The following is a 17945-nucleotide window of genomic DNA, read 5'->3' on the forward strand; positions in this document are numbered from 1 at the left end:
GGGGCGGCCTTCGTGGGAGCGGGCTTCAGCCCGCCCGCAGCTGGGACCTACCCCGCAGGGCGGCTGAAGCCGCCCCTACGAGGACCGTCCGATTGTGTGCGGCCCCGTAGGGACGGGCTTCAGCCCGCCCGGGAGCGGAGGATCTCGCGGCCCGGGCCGGCGGCCCTACCGCTCCCGTCGGCGGCGGCCGGCCAGCGAGAGGGCCGCGCCGGCCCGGGCGGCGCCCCTGCGAATAGTCGGGAGGCGTCCCGCGCCTCCTACCGCGTCCGGCGCCGGCGGCTCGCCAGGGCGAGGGCGGCCGCCGCGAGCGCGCCGGCGAGGGCGGTGCCGGCGATCGCGGCCAGGGCGTCGCCGGTCTGGGCGAGCTTGTGGGCGATGGTGGTGCGCTCGTCGGCCTCGCCGTCGATGACGCCGCCGAGCCGGTCGACCCCCGGCGGGTAGGCGGGGTCGGAGACGACCCTGCCGTGCGACTTCTCGTATGCGCCCCAGCCCTCCGGCGGGTCGAAGGGCGCGCCCGGCTCGGGGTGCTCGCCGTCGGGGTCCCAGCTGCTCGGCGGCGTGCCCAGGCCGACCGCCACGTTGCCGATGTCGGCGCCCACGGCGGCCCCCGTCACGAGCGCGTCGAAGGAGAGGACGGCCTCCTGCCCGCCGTGGAGGTGGCCGCAGGCGACGGCGAGCGTCCTCGTCTTCGGGTCGTAGGCCGCGTCGTCCACGGCCACCTCGCTCCCGTCGGGCAGCGTCAGGCGCAGCGTGCCCGACACGGGCTCGAGCCCCTCGGGGACGTCGTCGCGGATCACGGCGTCCATCCAGCTCGTGCCCGCCCCCTCGTTGCGCAGGGCTATCTCGTAGCGCACGGTGTCGCCCACGCGGGTGGTGCCGTCGTCCCGGCTCGCGTTCTCGGCGGCCTTGGCGATCGACACGTCGTCCCCCACCGGGTCGCCGCCCACCACGACGGGCGGGACCGCTGGCGGCGAGAAGGCCTCGGGCTCGCCCGCCGGGGGCTCCGCGGGCCCTCCGGGCTCGGGGGCCTCGGGCCGTGTGCCGGGGTTCTCGGAGGGCACCTTGCCGTGGCCGAGCGCGATGTTGGCCACGTTGGCGCCGAGGGCCGCCTCGCCCACGGTGCACTCGAAGGTCAGCACGGCCGCGCTGCCGCCCCACAGGTCGCCGCAGGCCACGGCGACGGTGCGGCTGCCCCTGTCGTAGGCCGCGTCGTCCACCGCGACGGGCTCCCCGCCGTCCACGGCCAGGCGGATGCTGCCCGGCACGGGCTCCATGCCCGCCGGCAGCGGGTCGGATATGACGGCGCCCATGAGGCAGCTGTCGGCCGGCCCGGCGTTCGAGAGCTCGACCGTGTAGCGCAGGCGGTCCCCCAGGCGCGTCACCTTGCCGCCGGGGGCGGTGAGGTTCTCCACGCTCTTGGACACCCGCGCGTCGGGGTCGGCCGGGGCCACGGTGCCGCCCCCGGGCGGCGTCGCCGGGTCGGTGTCGGGCGGGGCCACGGGCCCCACGTCGGGGCCGTCCGGGTCGTCGGGGCTCGGGCGCTTGCCCTCCGCCGAGGCGACGTTGCCCAGGTCGACGGCCGCCGGGTCGGAGAAGTCCAGCCCCGCGCGCACGGTGCACTCGAAGGTGAGCGTGGCGGCGGCCCCGCCGGCCACGTCGCCGACGGGCACCGCGAGCACGGGCCTCCCGCCCGCGCCCGGGGCCGACAGCGAGAACTTGCCCACGTCGGAGGCCGCCACCGACGGCGCCTTCGAGAGAGGCTTGCCCGCGACGCCCGCCGACGGGTTGTCCAGCCTCACGGACCTCTCGTCCAGCTCCAGGCACGCCGGCAGCGGGTCGGTCACCACGACGTCGGTCCACAGCGACCCCTTGGCCCCGTTCGACGCCTCGATCGTGTAGCGGATGCGGTCACCCGGCTGCGTCGGCCCGCCCGGGTGCGTCAGGTTCTCGGCCCTCTTCGCCAGCGCGGGCGCGGGGGCCACGGTCGCGTCGGGCCTCACGATGACGTCGTAGACCCAGGTGCTGCCCGTGTAGGCCCCGTTGGGCTCCTGCCTGAAGGTGAGCTCGCCGCGCCCGACGGCCGTCGGGTCCAGCACCAGGGTGTAGCTGCCGTCCTCGCCCCGCACCGGCTGGCCGTCCTCGTCCCGCAGGAAGTCGGCCTCGAACACGTTGCCCTTGGCGTCGGTCACCGACACGGGCCCCGACGAGGGCGTGTCCACCTTCAGCAGCACGCGGCCCGGGTGCGGGTCGGCCTCGCTCGGCTCGCCCCAGGTGGTGACGATCTCGCCGCGGAACACCTTGTCGCCGGGCTTTCCCGGGTCGGCGCCCGGGTCGGCGGGCTGCCCCGGCCCCGTCGACACCTCGGGCTCGGGCGCGTCGGGGTCGGCGCAGTCGGGGTCGGGCTCGGGCGTCACCGTGGGGTTCGGGTCGATGGGGTCGATGGCCACCTCCACCCGCGGCACGGTTTCGTCCGCATCCGGCGCGGCGCTCGCCAGGTAGTTGGCCGGCTGCCCGGCGTCGGCCTGGGCGGCCGAGGGCGGCAGGAACCGGAGCGCTATCTCGTGGCGACCCTGCTGGCCCTGGGTGGGCACGAGGAAATCGGAGGCGGAGGCCGCCCGGGCCAGCGAGAAGAGCGCGGTCGATCCGCCCCGGCCGTTGTCCACCCTCTCGGCCGTCACGCGGGGGTCGCCCTCGGGGATGGGGTTGCCCTCGGCGTCCGGGTCGCCCGCGTACACGAGGTCCACCGGCGCGCCCACGGGCCGGCCGTCCACGTAGATCTGCACCTGCCCGCGCGGGGCCTGGCAGGTGGGCTTGGTGGCCTCCGACCCGGGCTGGCCGTCGACGGTGGGGGCGGCGCCGATGGTTGCGCTCACCTTGAGCACCTGGTCGGAGGGGTGGGCCACGTCCCCCGGGTCCCCGTCGTCCACCCACTCGGCGGCGATGCCGCTCACCTGGGAGGCGATGGGCCAGATGGTGAACTGGCCGGTGGCGCGGTGCCCCCAGTAGCTCTCGGAGAACTTTCCCTCGGTGTCGTTGGAGTACTGGGTCGATATGGCGGTGAACTTCATGGTGCCGACATCGGAGCCGTCGCCCGTCTCGGCGCCCACCGGGTTGCCGGCGCTGTCGAGGTGCTGGTAGCGGAAGGTGATCTTCTCGGCCTCGGTCAGGTCGCGTCCGTCGGGGGTATGCAGGGGCAGGGGGAACATGCCCGCGCCCTTGCCGTCGTAGTACTTGTCGAGCGACGCCAGGTAGTCGGCGTCCAGGGTGAAGTCGGCGTAGCGGCGCAGCTTGCCGTCGTTGGTGACCCCGGGCGGCAGCGAGCTGTCGGCGGGGCGGAACAGCGGCAGCGGCGTGACGGGGGTGGGTTTGCCGTCCTTATCGAGGTGGTCGGTGTCCAGGTAGGTGAGCTTCACGGTCACCTCGGAGTCCTTCACGACGCGCTCGGGCAGCCACAGGTACAGGTGCCCCTTGTCGAACTCGGCCGGCGCCCCGTAGTCGTAGGGCACGCCGTCCACCTTGAGCTCCCACTCGCTGAGGGCGAAGGCGCTCTCGCCCACGTCCGAGGTGAGGTCCACCTGGATCATCTTGATGGGCTCGCCCTCGGCGTTGGTGGCCGTGCCGTCGAAAATGAACGAGTCGACGCCCAGGTTATTGCCGATGGAACCGCCCGTGATGGTCACCTTGGCGCCGGGGGCCCCGATATCGGCGGGTTTGTACTCGCGGCCGCCGGTGGGCAGCAGCGTGCCGCCCGTGAGTACGATCTGGAACTCGGAGCTGTTACCGCCGTCGCAACCGGTGCCGAAGCCTCGGCCATGAACACCGCCATTCGAGACAACGTAGCCGCCGTTGATGCAGATGTTCCCCGTTTTTCCTGCGGGTCCTCCTCCGATGCCTGGTCCGTGGTAGGCGCCCTGGGCCGTGATACGGCCGCCGTTGATGGTGATCCACTCGCCGAGGCCCGTTCCGTCGCCGCCTGCGGGTCCTGCCGAGCCGATGCCGGCCGCACAGTCGATGTAGCCACTCCCCCCGCGATCTCCGCGGCCTCCGATTGCCGTAATGATGCCGCCGTCGATGGTTATGCTGCCGCCCGCTTCACCGTAGGGCGCTCCGATGGCCGCCGCCATTCCGTTGGCGTCATTTTGGGCAAGGAGCGCACCTGGATTCTCGCTGTCGAGTTTCGTGAGCGGATCGCCCGCCCTCACCTTTGCGCCGTTGGCTAAAAGATATGGCTCATCTGCCGCGGGATCGCCCGGATTGAGGTCGGGATTTCTCGGCACGACGCCATCCTCGGGGATGACGGGCGTCCCCTTGCTCGTGCGATTAGAGACTGAGTCGTCGATGGAGATGGAAGAGCCCGTTCCGCAGTGAATGGCAGAGTGGTTGCCCGTGGCAGAGGCGGTGGTGGGATAGTTTGTCTTGAAGCTGTTCTTCGTCCCGTCAGCCAGCACGAGGGAACATGAGGCGCCGGTTGCGAGATCCAGGGGTGCCGCACTGAGGATGCCGACACCGGCCAGTGTGATGTGAGCGTCGCGGCCGGCGGGGATAACGATGGCCGCCGACGAATTCACAGCTAGGTAGCCGTCGGAGCCCTTCGTCTGATCGGCGTTCTGGATGGCGAAGTGCCTGTCGGTGTTCACCGTGAGGGTCTTGGCGGCCTCGTCGTAGGCGAAGTCGGAGGCGGTCACCGCGTCGCCGTCGACGCCCCAGATGGTGAACCCGCCCAGCTCGAAGGAGCCGGGGGCGGGAGCCGGTTTCGCGCCGTCGGATACGGGGATGGCGTCGGCTGCCGCCGCAGCCGGCGCGCCGGCGGTCAGATGGGCCATGCCGGCCGTGATGCGGCCCAGGGGCGATGTCGTTGCGCCAGTTGCGGCGGCGGAGTCCGGTGCGTCGCCGGGGGATGGGTCCTCCCCGCCGGCCGATGCGCCGCCGGAGGGGCTGGTGGCCGCAGGGGAGCCGTCCTCGCCGGAGGAGGCTGGGGAGCCGGAAGAGGAAGATGGGTCCGGGGAGTCCGGGGGAGAGGAGGAAGGAAGGCCGCCGTCGGGCGATACGTCGCCTACCGGCTCAGAAAACTCGATGGGGGGGGGTCTCCGTGCCCTGGCCCTCGGGCTCGGCGAGGGCCGCCGCGGGGAACATCCCGCAGGCGAGCGCGGCCGCCAGGCCGAGGGCCAAAAGCGAGACCGCTCGCTTCTCTCTCATGTCGGATCTCCTTCTCTCGCAGGCCGGGTCGCATCCTTCGGGTGCGCGGGACTGCTGCCGACCTGTCAGCGTACCGTGGCCGAATATACCCCTTCGGCCCGTTTTCCGCAACCCCGGGGCTACGGATGGCGCCCTGGCTCTTCCAGGTGGAAGCGCCAGGGCGCCGCGGTATCCGGGGGCCGCGCTGCGGAGCGCGGCGGCAAGCTCCTACCGCGCCGCGCGCCGGCGGCGGGAGGCGAGGGCCAGCGCTCCGGCCGCGAGGGCCAGTGCTGCTGGCAGGAGCGCTGCTGCCGCCAGGGCGTCGCCGGTCTGGGCCAGCTTGTGGGCGATGGTGGTGTTCCGCTTCCCGTCGACGGTGCCGGCTTGATCCTCGGGCAGCACCCCGCCCGAGGCGTCCGCGCCGGGCGGGTAGGCGGCCCCGGTCGTCACCTTCTGACGGCCCTGCTCCCATGCGACCCATCCCCCGTCGGGGGAGAAGGGCTCGCCGGGCGCGGGGTGGTAGCCGTCGGGGTCCCAGTCCGAGGGCAGCGTCCCGTAGCCGACGGCCACGTTGCCGATGTCGGCGTCCACGGCATCCCCGGTCACCAGCGCGTCGAAGGAGAGGACGACCTCCTGGCCGCCGTAGAGCTGGCCGCAGGCGACCGCGATGATGCGCGTCGAGGGGTCGTAGGCCCGATCGTCCACGGCCGCCGCGCTCCCGTCGGGCAGGGCGAGGCGGATGGTCTCGCTCACGGGCTCGATGCCGACGGGCACGTCGTCGCGGATGACGGCGTCCATCCAGCCTGTGGCCGGCCCCCCGTTGCGCAGGGTTATGCGGTAGCGCACCGTGTCGCCCACGCGGGTGGCGCCGTCGGCGCGGGAGAGGTTCTCGGCCTCCTTCTCTATGGACACGTCGCCCTCGGCCGGGTCGTCGGGGATCACGGGCGCGGGCTCGGCCGGCGGCGAGGAGGCCTCCGGCTCGCCCGCCGGGGGCTCCGCGGGCTTGCCGGGCCCGGGGTTCTCGGGCCGCGCTCCCGGGTTCTCGGAGGGCACCTCGCCGTGGGCGTGGGCGATGTTGGCGGTGTCCTGTTCCAGGGCCGCCTCGCCCACGGTGCACTCGAAGGTCAGCACGGCCGCGTGCCCGCCCCACAGGTCGCCGACCGCGACGGCGACGGTGCGGCTCGCCCGGTCGTAGGCGGCGTCGGGCACCGCGATGGACTCGCCGCCATCAACGGACAGGCGCAGGGTGCCGGGCATCGGCTCGAGTCCCGCCGGCAGCGGGTCGGACACGACGGCGCCCATGAGGCAGCTGTCGGCCGGGCCCGCGTTCTCCAGCGTGACGGTGTAGCGCAGGCGGTCCCCCAGATGCGTCACCTTGCCGCCGGGGGCGGCCAGGTTCTCCACGCTCTTGGCCACCCGGACGTCGGGGTCGGCCGGCGCCACGGTCCCGCCGCCGGGTGGCGTCGACGGATCGGTGTCGGGCGGCGCCACCGGCCCCACGTCGGGGCCGTCCGGGCCGTCGGGGTTGGGGCGCTTGCCCGTGGCCGAGGCGACGTTGGCCAGGTCTATGGCGGCCGGGTCGGAGAAGTCGAGCCCCCCGCGCACCGTGCACTCGAAGGTCACGGTGGCCGAGGAGCCCCCGCCCACGTCGCCGGCGGGCACCGTGAGCACGGGCCGCCCGCCCGCGCCCGGCGCCGACAGCGAGAACTTCCCCACGTCGCCCGCGGCCACCGACTCGGCCTTCTCCAGCGCCTTCCCCGCGACGCCCGCCGACGGGTTGTCCAGCCGCACGCTGCCCTCGTCCAGCTCCAGGCACGCCGGCAGCGGGTCGGTCACCACCGCGTCCGTCCAGAGCGACCCCGCCGCCCCGTTCGACGCCTCGATCGTGTAGCGGATGCGGTCGCCGGGCTGCGCGGGCCCGTTCGGGTGCGTGAGGTTCTCGGCCCTCTTGGACAGCGCCGGCGCGGGCGCGATCTTGGGCTGGGGCAGCACCGTCACGTCGAAGTTCCAGGTGGTGCCGGTGAAGGCGCCGTTGGGCTCCTGGCGGATGGAGAGCTTGCCGCTCCCCACCGCCGCGGGGTCCAGCACCAGGGTGTAGGAGCCGTCGGCGTTGCGCACCGGCTCGCCGTCCTCGCCGCGCAGGAAGTCGGCCTCGAACACGTCGCCGTTCTCGTCCACCACGCTCACCGGCCCGGAGGACTCGGTCTTGATGTCGATGACCACGCGGCCGGGGTGCGGGTTGTCGGCGCTCGGCTCGCCCCAGGTCGTCACGATGGCGCCGTCCACGATCTTGTCGCCGGGCTTGGCCGGTTCGGCGCCCGGGTCGGCGGGCCGCGGCGCGCCGGCGCTGACGTCGGGGACGGGGGAGTCCGGGTCCTTGTTGTCGGGGTCGTCCCTCCGGATCACCTCGGTAGCCGGGTCGATGGGGTCGATGGCCACCTCGGCGCGCGGCACGGAGGGGTCTTCCGCGGGATCGGCACTCGCCAGGTAGTTGGCCGGCTGGCCCGCCGCGGCCTGGGATGCCGACGGCGGCAGGAACCGGAGCGCTATCTCGTGGCGGCCCTCCTGGCCCTGGGTGGGCACGAGGAAGTCGGAGGTGGAAGCGGCCCGCGCGAGGGAGAACCGGGCCGTCGATCCCCCTTGGGCGTTCTCCACCCTCTCGGCCGTCACGCGCGGGTCGCCCTCCGGGATGGGGTTGCCCTCGGCGTCGGGGTCGCCGGCGTACACCAGCTCCACGGGCTCGCCCACCGGCTCGCCGTCCACGTAGATCTGCACGCGCCCGCGCGGGGCCTGGCAGGTGGGCTTGGTGGCCTCCGACCCGGGCTGGCCGTCGACGGTGGGGGCGGCGCCGATGGTTGCGCTCACCTTGAGCACCTGGTCGGAGGGGTGGGCCACGTCCCCCGGCTTCCCGTCGTCCACCCACTCGGCGGCGATGCCGCTCACCTGCGAGGCGATGGGCCTGATCGTGCAGGTGCCGGTGGCGCGGTGCCCCCAGTAGCTCTCCGAGAAGTTCCCCTCGGTGTCGTCGGAGTACTGCGTGGAGATGGCCGTGAACTTCATGGTGCCCGCGTCCGCCCCGTTGCCGCTCTCGGCGCCGACGGGGTTGCCCGACGAGTCGAGCCTCTGGTACTTGTAGGCGATCTTGTCGGCCCGGGTCAGGTCGCGCCCGTCGGGCGTGCGCAGCGGCAGGGGGAACACGGGGAAGGCCTTGCCGTCGTAGTACTTGTCCAGGCTGGCGAGGTAGTCGGCGCTCAACTCGAAGTCCACGTAGCGCCGCAGCTTGCCGTCGTTGGTGTCTCCTGGTGGACGGAACAGTGGCAATGGCGTCTTTTCGGTAGGGTTACCGCTCTCATCGAGGTCGTCGCTGTCGAGGTAGGTGAACTGGACGGTCACCTCGCTGTTCTGCTTCACGGTTTCGGGCAGCCACAGATAGAGATGCCCCTTGTCGAACTCGGCGGGCGCCCCGTAGTCGTAGGGCTCGCCGTCCACGAGCAGCTGCCACTTGACGATCTTGTAAGTATTCTTTCCTACGTCGGATGTGAGGTCGACCTCCACCATGGCAATCGGCTCGTCCTCGTCGTTCTGGGCCGTTCCTCCGAACACGAAGTCGCGAGAAAGAGGCGGTAGGGTGCTCCACGCACCGTTGTCGAACACTTCGATGTCGGACTGCGCTCCGTTGCCGAGCGAGCCACCGGTGATGATGGTGCTCGCTCCGGGCGCCCCCACGTCATATACAGGATAGGGCGTTCCGCCGGGAGCCACGGGGATCAGGGTTCCCCCGGTGATGACGATTTGGTAACCGGTGCTGTCTGCCGGATCGCATCCGTTACCGAATCCGGCGCCGTGAGGGCCGCCGACTGAGATGACGTACCCTCCATTGATGCGGATGTTTCCGGTGACACGGTAGCTGGCGCCTCCGCCGATGCCGGGGCTGTGGAACGAACCCTGCGCATGGACCCGGCCGCCGTTGATGGTGATCCACTCATCGGCGCCCGTTCCGTTGCCGTACTCGCCGCCGCCGATGCCTGAGCCGGCGGCGTCTGCGGTAGCGCTCGAGAAGCCAGCTGCTCCTGCGAAGACGTCGCCGCCGTTGATGGTGATGCTTCCGCCGGTCTCGTAGGTGTCGCTGCCAATGCCCGCGCCGCCGATGCTAGCTGCCCACACATGCAACTTGCCCGGCTCTTCGCTATCCAGCTTTGTGAGGGGATCTCCCTTCTTGACTTCGGCTCCGTTCGGGAGGACCGCGTCGCGGGGTATGACGCCGTTCTCCGGAACAAGTGGGTTGCCGCTCTTGTCGATGTTGGCCAGGGCGTCGTCAATGGTCAGGCTTGCGCCCGTGGGGCAGTGGAGCGCGGCCTTGTACGCCCGGGTTCCCTCCAAGCGATTCGCCGTCCCATCGGCGAGGATGAGGGAGCACGATGCGTCCGGCCTGATGTCGAGGGCCACGGCGGCGCTTATGGCCACATTAGCGAGAGTGATATGCGCGTTCCTGCTTGCGGGGATGACGATGCCGACGGGAGATAGATGGACAAGGTGACCCTCATAGGGTCCCGAAGTTTCCTTCTCCTGGTCGGTGTTCTGGATGGCGAAGTGCTTGTCGGTGTTCACCGTGAGGGTCTGAGCCGCCGCGTCGTAGGCGAAGTCGGCGGCGGCCACGGTATCGCCGTCGACGCCCCAGATGGTGAAGCCGCCGAGCTTGAAGGAGCCGGGGCCGGGAGCAGGTTTCGCGCCGTCGGATACGGGGATGGCCGTCGCCGATGCCGGCGCGCCGGCGGTCAGGTGGGCCATGCCGGCCGTGATGCGGCCCAGGGGCGACGCCGTCGCGCCAGTTGCGGCGGCGGAGTCCGGTGCGTCGCCGGGGGATGGGTCCTCCCCGCCGGCCGATGCGCCGCCGGAGGGGCTGGTGGCCGCAGGGGAGCCGTCCTCGCCGGAGGAGGCTGGGGAGTCGGAAGAGGAAGATGGGTCCGGGGAGTCCGGGGGAGAGGAGGAAGGAAGGCCGCCGTCGGGCGATACGTCGCCTACCGGCTCAGAAAACTCGATGGGGGGGGGGTCTCCGTGCCCTGGCCCTCGGGCTCGGCGAGGGCCGCCGCGGGGAACATCCCGCAGGCGAGCGCGGCCGCCAGGCCGAGGGTCAAAAGCGAGACCGCTCGCTTCTCTCTCATGTCGGATCTCCTTCTCTCGCAGGCCGGGTCGCATCCTTCGGGTGCGCGGGACTGCTGCCGACCTGTCAGCGTACCGTGGCCGAATATACCCCTTCGGCCCGCTTTCCGCAACCCTGAGTGGGCCAGTCGGGGTTGGAGGCGGCGGAGGGGGCCGGGGGCGCGAAGCCGCCGGCCCCCTCCTGCATGATGGGCGGACTTTTGCCTACCGCGGGCTGCGCGCCCTGCGCCGCCGCGACGCGAGCAGGGCTGCGCCGGCCGCCAGGGCCAGCGTCAGGGGCAGGAGCGCCGCGGCCAGCAGGGCGTCGCCGGTCTGGGCCAGCTTGTGGGCGATGGTGGTGCGCCGCTTGCCGCCTTCGTCGCCGTCCAGCACGCCGCCCGAGGCGTCCGCGCCGGGCGGATAGGCGGGGTCGGAGACGGCCTTGCCGCGGCCCTGCTCCCAGGCGTCCCAGCCGCCGTCGGGGGAGAAGGGGGCGCCTGGCTCGGGATGGGTGCCGTCGGGGTCCCACGCGGAGGGCGGCGTCCCGTAGCCGAGCGCCACGTTCCCGATGTCGGCGCCCACGGCCTCCCCGGTCACGAGCGCGTCGAAGGAGAGGACGACCTCCTGGCCGCCGTAGAGCTGGCCGCAGGCGACGGCGAGGACGCGCGTCGCGGGGTCGTAGGCCCTATCGTCCACGGCCAGGTCGGTGCCGTCGGGCAGCATGAGGCGGATGGTGCCGGCCAGGGGCTCCAGGCCGAGGGGCACGTCGTCGCGGATGACGGCGTCCATCCAGCCGGTGCCCGCCCCCTCGTTGCGCAGCGTCACCGTGTAGCGCACCGTGTCGCCCACGCGGGTGGTGCCGTCGGCGCGGGAGAGGTTCTCGGCCTCCTTGGCGATGGACACGTCGCCCTCGGCCGGGTCGTTGGGGATCACGGGCGCGGGCTCGGCCGGCGGCGAGGAGGCCTCGGGCTCGCCCGTCGGGGGCTCCGCGGGCTCGCCGGGATCGGGGTCCTCGGGCCGCGCGTCCGGGCTCTCGGAGGGCACCTCGCCGTGGAGGTGGGCGACGTTGGCGGCGTCGGCCCCCAGGGCCGCCTCGCCCACGGTGCACTCGAAGGTCAGCACGGCCGCGTGCCCGCCCCACAGGTCGCCGACCGTGACGGCTATGGTGCGGCTCGCCCGGTCGTAGGCGGCGTCGGGCACCTCGATGGGCTCGCCGCCGTCAATGGACAGGCGCAGGGTGCCGGGCACCGGCTCGAGCCCCGCCGGCAGCGGGTCGGACACGACGGCGCCCATGAGGCAGCTGTCGGCGGCGCCGGCGTTCGAGAGCTCGATTGCGTAGCGCAGGCGGTCCCCCAGATGCGTCACCCCCGCGCCGGGGGCTGTCAGGTTCTCCACCGACTTCGACACCCGCGGATCGGGGTCGGCCGGCGCCACGGTCCCGCCGCCCGGGGGCGTCGCCGGGTCGGTGTCGGGCGGGGCCACGGGGCCCACGTCGGGGCCGTCCGGGCCGTCGGGGTTGGGGCGCTTGCCCGTAGCCGAGGCGATGTTGCCCAGGTCCATCGCCTCGGGGTCGGAGAAGTCGATGTCCCCGCGCACGGTGCACTCGAAGGCGACGGTGGCCGAGCCGCCCCCGCCGATGTCCCCGGCGGGCGCCGAGAGCACCTGCCGGCCGCCCGCGCCGGGCGCGGAGAGCGAGAACTTCCCCACGTCGCCCGCGGCCACCGACGCGGCTTTCTCCAGCTCCTTCCCCGCGATGGCCGCCGACGGGTTGTCGAGCCGCACGGACTTCTCGTCCAGCTCCAGGCACGCGGGCAGGGGGTCGGTCACCACCACGTCCGTCCAGAGCGACCCCTTGGCCCCGTTCGAGGCCTCGATCGTGTACCTGATGCGGTCGCCCGGCTGGGTGGGCCCGCCCGGGTGAGTGAGGTTCTCGGCCCTCTTCGCCAGCGCGGGCGCGGGGGCCACGGTCGTGTCGGGCCTCACCGTCACGTCGTAGATGAAGGTGGTGCCGGTGAAGGCGCCGTTGGGCTCCTGCTTGATGACGAGCTCGGTCTTGCCGACCGCCTCGGGGTCGAGCAGGACCGTCAGGTTCCCGTCCTCGTCGCGCACGGGGTTGCCGTCCTCGTCGCGCACCAGCTCGGCCTCCAGGATGGTGCCGTCGGCCGTCTCCACGGTGATGGGCCCCGACGAGGGGGTGTCGATCTTCAGCTCTACGCGGCCCGGGTTCGTCTGGCCGGGCTCGTGGCCGTGGTAGGTGAGCGTGATGGTGCCCTTGTATATCTTGTCGCCGGGCTTGCCCGGGTCGGCGCCGGGCTCGGCGGGCTCGGGATCGGGGTTGGTGGCGATGGAGGGAGGGGGCAGGGCGGGGTCGAACCCGTCGGGCGTCTCGAGCCTCGTGGTCGGGTTCGGGTCGATGGGATCGATGGCCACCTCGACCTTGGGCGCTGCATCGGGGTCCTCGGCGGGGTCGATGCTCTCGAGGAAGTTCGCGGGGGCGCCGCTTGCCTGCTGCCCCTCGTCGGGCGGCAGGAACTTGAGCGACACCTCGTGGCGGCCCTCGGCGCCCACACTGGGCACCAGGTGGTCGGTCTCCGAGGGCTTGAAGGTGTAGAAGAACTGGGTATAATGGCCCGCCCCGTCGTCGCCGGCGCGCACGGCGTTCTGCGGGAAGGCGGGCTTGCCGTCCTCGCCGAGGATGACGTTGCCCTTCTCGTCCTTCTTGTCCTCGAACCTCAGTTCGATGGGGCCTCCCACCGGCTCGCCGTCCACGTAGAGCTGCACGCGGCCCTCGGGGGCGGCGCAGGTGGGCTTGGTGGGCTCGCTGCCGTCCTGCCCGTCGACGGTCTCGGCGCGCTCGATGACCGCGCTCACCTTGAGCGACTGGTCGGAGGGATGGGGGTTCCCGCCCGGCTTCTGGCCGGCGTCCGTCTCGTCGACCCACTCGGCCGCCAGGTCGCGCACCTGCGAGGCGATGGGCATGACCCTGCCCCACATGACGGCACGGTGCCCCCAGTAGCTCTTGGCGAACTCGGCGATCTCCGCGTCCGAGCTGCTCTCGTCGGCGTACTGCTTCGATACGAGCGTGATTTTCAGGGCGCCGACGTTGACGGGCATGGTCGTACTGCTCGTTTCGGGGCCCGTGGGTGTGGCGGTCTCGCCGTTATCGCCCGGAATGCGATCATGGGGCTGGTAGCGGTACTCGATGAGCTGCTTGCCGCTGCTGTCGGTCACCTTGTCGAGCACCTTGTTGTCGGGCGCCGGCGTCGTGATGGGCTTTGAGGCCAGATCATAGGCGGGCAGCGGCGTGCCGTCGTAGTACTTGGTCAGCGAGGAGAGGTAGTCCTTGTCGTCTATCTCGAAGTCGAGGTAGCGCTTGAGCAGATCGCCCGCTTGCCCCGGCTCGCGGAAGAGGGGCAGCACCTCGTGGACGTTGCCGTCGTCGTCTTGGTAGGTGAGCGTGACCGAGATCTGCTGCTTCATCGCGTCCTCGGGCAGCCACAGGTACAGCTTGCCGTCGGTGAACTGGGTCGGCGCGCCGTAGGGGTAGTCGATGCCGCCCACGGTGAGGTTCCAGTCGATGATGGGGTTGTCGCCGGAGCTGCCGGTCTTCGCCCAGCTCGGCCATGAGGTCGATGGCGACCATGGACACGGCGGGGTTGTCGTTGCGGCTCGTGTCGACGGGCCATGCGCCGAAGGCCGAGTCGTAGCTGTGCTGCCCGTTGATGAAGGCCTGGAAGCCCTCCTGGCTGTTGGTGCTCCCCACGTAGCCGATGCGCACGGAGCCGCCGATGACGCTGACGGCGCCGCCCTGGGCGCCGATGCCCATGGACACGCACTCGGTAAGGGGATTGCCGCCTTTCGACAGGGCCTTGCTGGTGTCGGGGAGCACCGTGCCGCCCGCGATGACGATCTCGTGCCCCTCGTTCCAGGAGCAACATCCCTGGCCGATGGCGTTGCCGTGCATGTCGCCGTGGGGCTTCAGCACGCCGCCGTTGATGTAGATGTCGCCGGCGCAGGTCTTGCTGGCGGCAGGCACCGTGTGGGGCGACCCCTGGCTCGTCTGGACGAGGTTGTTGCCCAGGGTGTCTGCGAACTGGTAGGCGTTCGCCTCGGAGCACACGGCCCACCCGCCGCCGCCGATGGAGGCGCCGTGGTATGAGGTCCATGTCTCGATAACGCCGCCGTTGAAGGTCATCTTGCCGCCGCTGCCGCCAGCTCCTCCTCCGATGGAGGCCGTGTAGGCGTATTGGTTGCCGGCGCCGCGGGCATAGGTGGTGATGATGCCGCCGTTAAAGGTCATGTCGCCCGCGTCTTCGTACTGGACGCTGCCGATGGCGGCTTCCAGGCTGTTGCCCGTCACCGTGAGCTTGCCGGTGGTGAGTTCCTTGGAGGCGTTTCGCGTGGCGTTCTCCAGGAGCGAGAGGCGGTCGCCGCCGGGGGTGGTGCCCGCGGTGTAGGTCTTGCCGTCGTTGCCCACGAAGGTGGTGCCTGCGGGGATCTTGCCGGGATAGTGCTCGGGATCCATCTTGATGGGCTCGCCTGCGGTGGTCACATTGGGGACATGGTCGTCGATGACGAGCTCGGTGCCCTCGCCGCAGTGGATGCCCGGCCCCTGACGGCCGTCGGTGGCGGTGAGGGTGTTGTCGGAGTTCTCCGCCAGGGTGATGTGCAGGCGCGTTTTCGGCTCGATGGTCTTACCGTCGGCGTCGCGGTTGCGCTCGATATGACAGGGGATGGGCGAGTCGATGTTCACGTTGTCGAGCGTGATGTTCGCCTGAACGCCGGGGTTCACCCAGATGGTGACGTTCTGGGTAGCCGAGGGGAAGCCGTCGGTGGAAAGCGTGAGCTCGGCCGAGCCCTTGATGACGAGCTTGTGCAGATTGTCGACGAGCGTGTTGCCGCCCGTGCGCGCGTGGCGCGTGTAGGTGTCGTCGACGAACTCGAAGTCGACGCCCGGCGTGCCGCCGGCGACGTTGACGCCGAACCGGCTGCGCTCCGATGATCGGGAGGCATCTGGGGAGGGAAGGGCCGCAGGATCATCTGCCTGAGGGTCTCCTGCGGTTGCGGTGGAGCCGGCTAGCGGCTCAGAAAGCTCGATGGGGGGGGGTCTCCGTGATCTGCGCGTCGCCGGCGGCCAGCGCGAACGCGGCGGGCACCATCCCGCCGGCCAGCAGCGCGGCCAGGCCCCAGCGCAGAAGCGATCCCCGTCGCCTCTCTCTCATGGGGTTCTCCTTCTCTCGTCTCTGAGGATTCGGCCCGAATATACCCCTTCCGCCCTGCTCGCGCAACCATACGTCCTCCGCTCGGCGATAGGCGGGGCGGGGTGCCCCCGACCCGCCCCGCCGGGACGAGCGCGCGCGGAGGGCGTGGTAGAATCGGGACTTCCGCTTTGTGCGCCGTGAAAGGGAGGCTCCCGTGGACATATCTTCGGTCATCGCGTCTGAGCTGGGCATATCGCGCCGGCAGGTGGATTCCGTGCGGGCCCTTCTGGACGAGGGTTGCACCATCCCGTTCATCGCGCGCTATCGCAAGGAGGCCACGGGCGGCCTGGATGACGTGGCCCTGCGCGATCTGGACGAGCGGCTGGCCTACCTGGAGGGGCTCGAGGCTCGCAAGGCCGAGGTGCTGCGCGCTATCGACGAGCAGGGCAAGCTCACGGCCGATTTGCGCGTCAAGGTGGAGGAGGCCACGGTGCTCCAGCGCGTGGAGGACCTCTACAAGCCGTTCCGCAAGAAGCGCGCCACGCGCGCGTCCAAGGCCCGCGAGGCGGGGCTCGAGCCCCTGGCCTCACTCATCCTGGCCCAAGACCCGCACGGCGCCGACCCGGCGGCCGTGGCGGAGCGCTACGTGAACGCGCCGGCCGGCTACGCCACGGCTGCCGACGCGCTGCAAGGCGCCCGCGACATCGTGGCCGAGGTCATCGCCGATGACGCCGAGAACGTGGCCGACCTGCGCTCCTTCACGCGCCGGTCAGGCGCCTTGGAGGCACGCGGCGCCGACGAGGAGGCCCAGGTCGCCTACGCGGCCTACTGCGACTTCTCCGAGGGCCTGGGCCGCGTTCCCGGCCACCGGGTGCTGGCCGTCAACCGCGGCGAGCGAGAGGGGCGGCTCAAGGTGCGCGTGCGGGTGGACGGCGCCGCGGCTGTGGAGCGCCTGGAGCGGCGCGTCGTGCGCCGCCGCAGCCCCGCGGCTCCGGTGCTGGAGGAGGCCGTCGCCGATGGCTACAAGCGGCTCATCGCGCCGTCGCTGGAGCGCGAGATGCGCGCCGAGCTCACCGAGCGGGCCGAGGCCGACGCCATCCGCGTGTTCGCCAAGAACGTCGAGGGACTGCTGCGCCAGCGCCCGGTGCGCGGCGCGCGCATCCTCGCCCTTGACCCGGGCTACCGCACCGGCTGCAAGGTGGCGGTGATCGACGAGTACGGGCGCCTGCTCGACCGCGGCACCGTCTACCCCACGCCGCCCCGGCGCGAGACGGCCCAGACCAAGCGCGCCCTGGCCGACTGGGTGCGTCGCCACGGCGTGGACACCATCGTCATCGGCAACGGCACCGGCAGCCGCGAGACCGAGGAGGTGGTGGCCGGCTTCATCGAGGAATCCGGGCTGGACGTGCGCTACACCATCGTCAACGAGGCCGGCGCGTCGGTGTACTCGGCGTCGGAGCTGGCCAGCCAGGAGCACCCGGACCTGGACGTGACCACCCGCGGGGCGCTGAGCCTGGGCCGGCGGCTGCAAGACCCCCTGGCCGAGCTGGTGAAGATACCCCCGCAGTCCATCGGTGTGGGGCAGTACCAGCACGACCTGGACCAGGCGGAGCTCGGGCGCGTGCTGGCCGGCGTGGTGGAGCGTGTGGTGAACGCCGTGGGCGTGGACCTCAACACCGCCAGCGCGAGCCTGCTCGGCTACGTGGCGGGCGTGAGCGGGACGGTGGCGCGCAACATCGTGGCCTACCGCGATGCGCACGGGCCCTTCCACAGCCGCCGTGACCTCAAGCGCGTGCCCAAGCTGGGGCCCAAGGCGTTCCAGAACTGCGCTGGCTTCCTGCGCATTCCCGACGGCGACGACGCTCTGGACGCCACGGGCGTGCACCCGGAGAGCTATGACGTGGCCCGGGCCGTGCTGCGCCGGGCCGGCGTGGGGCCCGAGGCGCTGCGCAACGGCGGCGTGGCCGGGTTGGCCGCGCGGGTGGGGGATGTGGGCGCCCTCGCCGCCGAGCTGGGGGTGGGCGAGCCTACCCTGCGCGACATCCTGGCTGAGCTGGAGAAGCCCGGCCGCGACCCGCGCGACGACGCGCCCCCGGTGGTGTTCAGCCGCTCGGTGCGCGACGTGGCCGACCTGGCACCGGGCATGGAGCTCACCGGCACCGTGCGCAACGTGGTGGACTTCGGCGCCTTCGTGGACATCGGTGTGAAGCAGGACGGCCTGGTGCACGTATCCAAGATGGCCGATCGCTTCGTCCGCCATCCCACCGAGGTGGTCGCCGTGGGCGACACCGTGACCGTCTGGGTGACCGCCGTAGACCAGCAGCGCGGCCGCATCTCCCTCACCATGGTGAAGGGGAGGGAATAGGAGAGCGCCTGCGTTTCCCGCTTCCCTGCGAACCTCGGCATGATATAAAGAAGGCGATCAAGCGA

8 protein-coding genes are annotated in these 17945 nt (G+C 71.9%); 1 reads left to right on the top strand and 7 read right to left on the bottom strand.

From position 1 onward, the window contains the following. Nucleotides 1-257 precede the first annotated feature (257 nt). From AC6I0Y_RS02735 to AC6I0Y_RS02765, 7 genes are all read right to left on the bottom strand, one after another. Nucleotides 258-4823 (bottom strand): hypothetical protein, encoded by a 4566-nt coding sequence (locus AC6I0Y_RS02735; protein WP_497732937.1) that lies wholly within the window; start codon nucleotides 4821-4823, stop codon nucleotides 258-260. 238 nt (nucleotides 4824-5061) lie between these two features. Further along, nucleotides 5062-5196 carry a hypothetical protein gene (locus tag AC6I0Y_RS02740; protein ID WP_289637582.1) on the bottom strand — a complete coding sequence of 45 codons (135 nt, stop codon included), beginning with the start codon at nucleotides 5194-5196 and terminating at the stop codon, nucleotides 5062-5064. 207 nt (nucleotides 5197-5403) lie between these two features. Then, nucleotides 5404-9963 carry a hypothetical protein gene (locus AC6I0Y_RS02745; RefSeq protein ID WP_497732941.1) on the bottom strand — a complete coding sequence of 1520 codons (4560 nt, stop codon included), beginning with the start codon at nucleotides 9961-9963 and terminating at the stop codon, nucleotides 5404-5406. A gap of 230 nt (nucleotides 9964-10193) precedes the next feature. Beyond that, on the bottom strand, nucleotides 10194-10337 hold the full coding sequence (locus AC6I0Y_RS02750; RefSeq protein ID WP_160325419.1) for a hypothetical protein: 144 nt from the start codon (nucleotides 10335-10337) through the stop codon (nucleotides 10194-10196). 202 nt (nucleotides 10338-10539) lie between these two features. Further along, entirely contained in the window at nucleotides 10540-13428 is a 2889-nt protein-coding gene (locus tag AC6I0Y_RS02755) for a hypothetical protein (RefSeq protein WP_497733637.1), read from the bottom strand. A 172-nt stretch (nucleotides 13429-13600) separates the two neighbouring features. Beyond that, nucleotides 13601-15106, bottom strand: a complete 1506-nt coding sequence (locus tag AC6I0Y_RS02760) for a hypothetical protein (RefSeq protein WP_497732944.1) — start codon at nucleotides 15104-15106, stop codon at nucleotides 13601-13603. A gap of 292 nt (nucleotides 15107-15398) precedes the next feature. After that, a complete protein-coding gene (locus tag AC6I0Y_RS02765; protein WP_497732947.1) occupies nucleotides 15399-15536 on the bottom strand; it encodes a hypothetical protein in 138 nt (45 codons plus the stop codon). Nucleotides 15537-15729: 193 nt separating this feature from the next. Between AC6I0Y_RS02765 and AC6I0Y_RS02770 the strand changes: the two genes are divergently transcribed. Next, nucleotides 15730-17880, top strand: coding sequence for a Tex family protein (locus tag AC6I0Y_RS02770; protein ID WP_497732949.1), 2151 nt, complete (start codon nucleotides 15730-15732; stop codon nucleotides 17878-17880). The last annotated feature ends 65 nt before the right edge of the window (nucleotides 17881-17945 follow it).

This window comes from Adlercreutzia sp. St.1H8 (assembly GCF_059728655.1).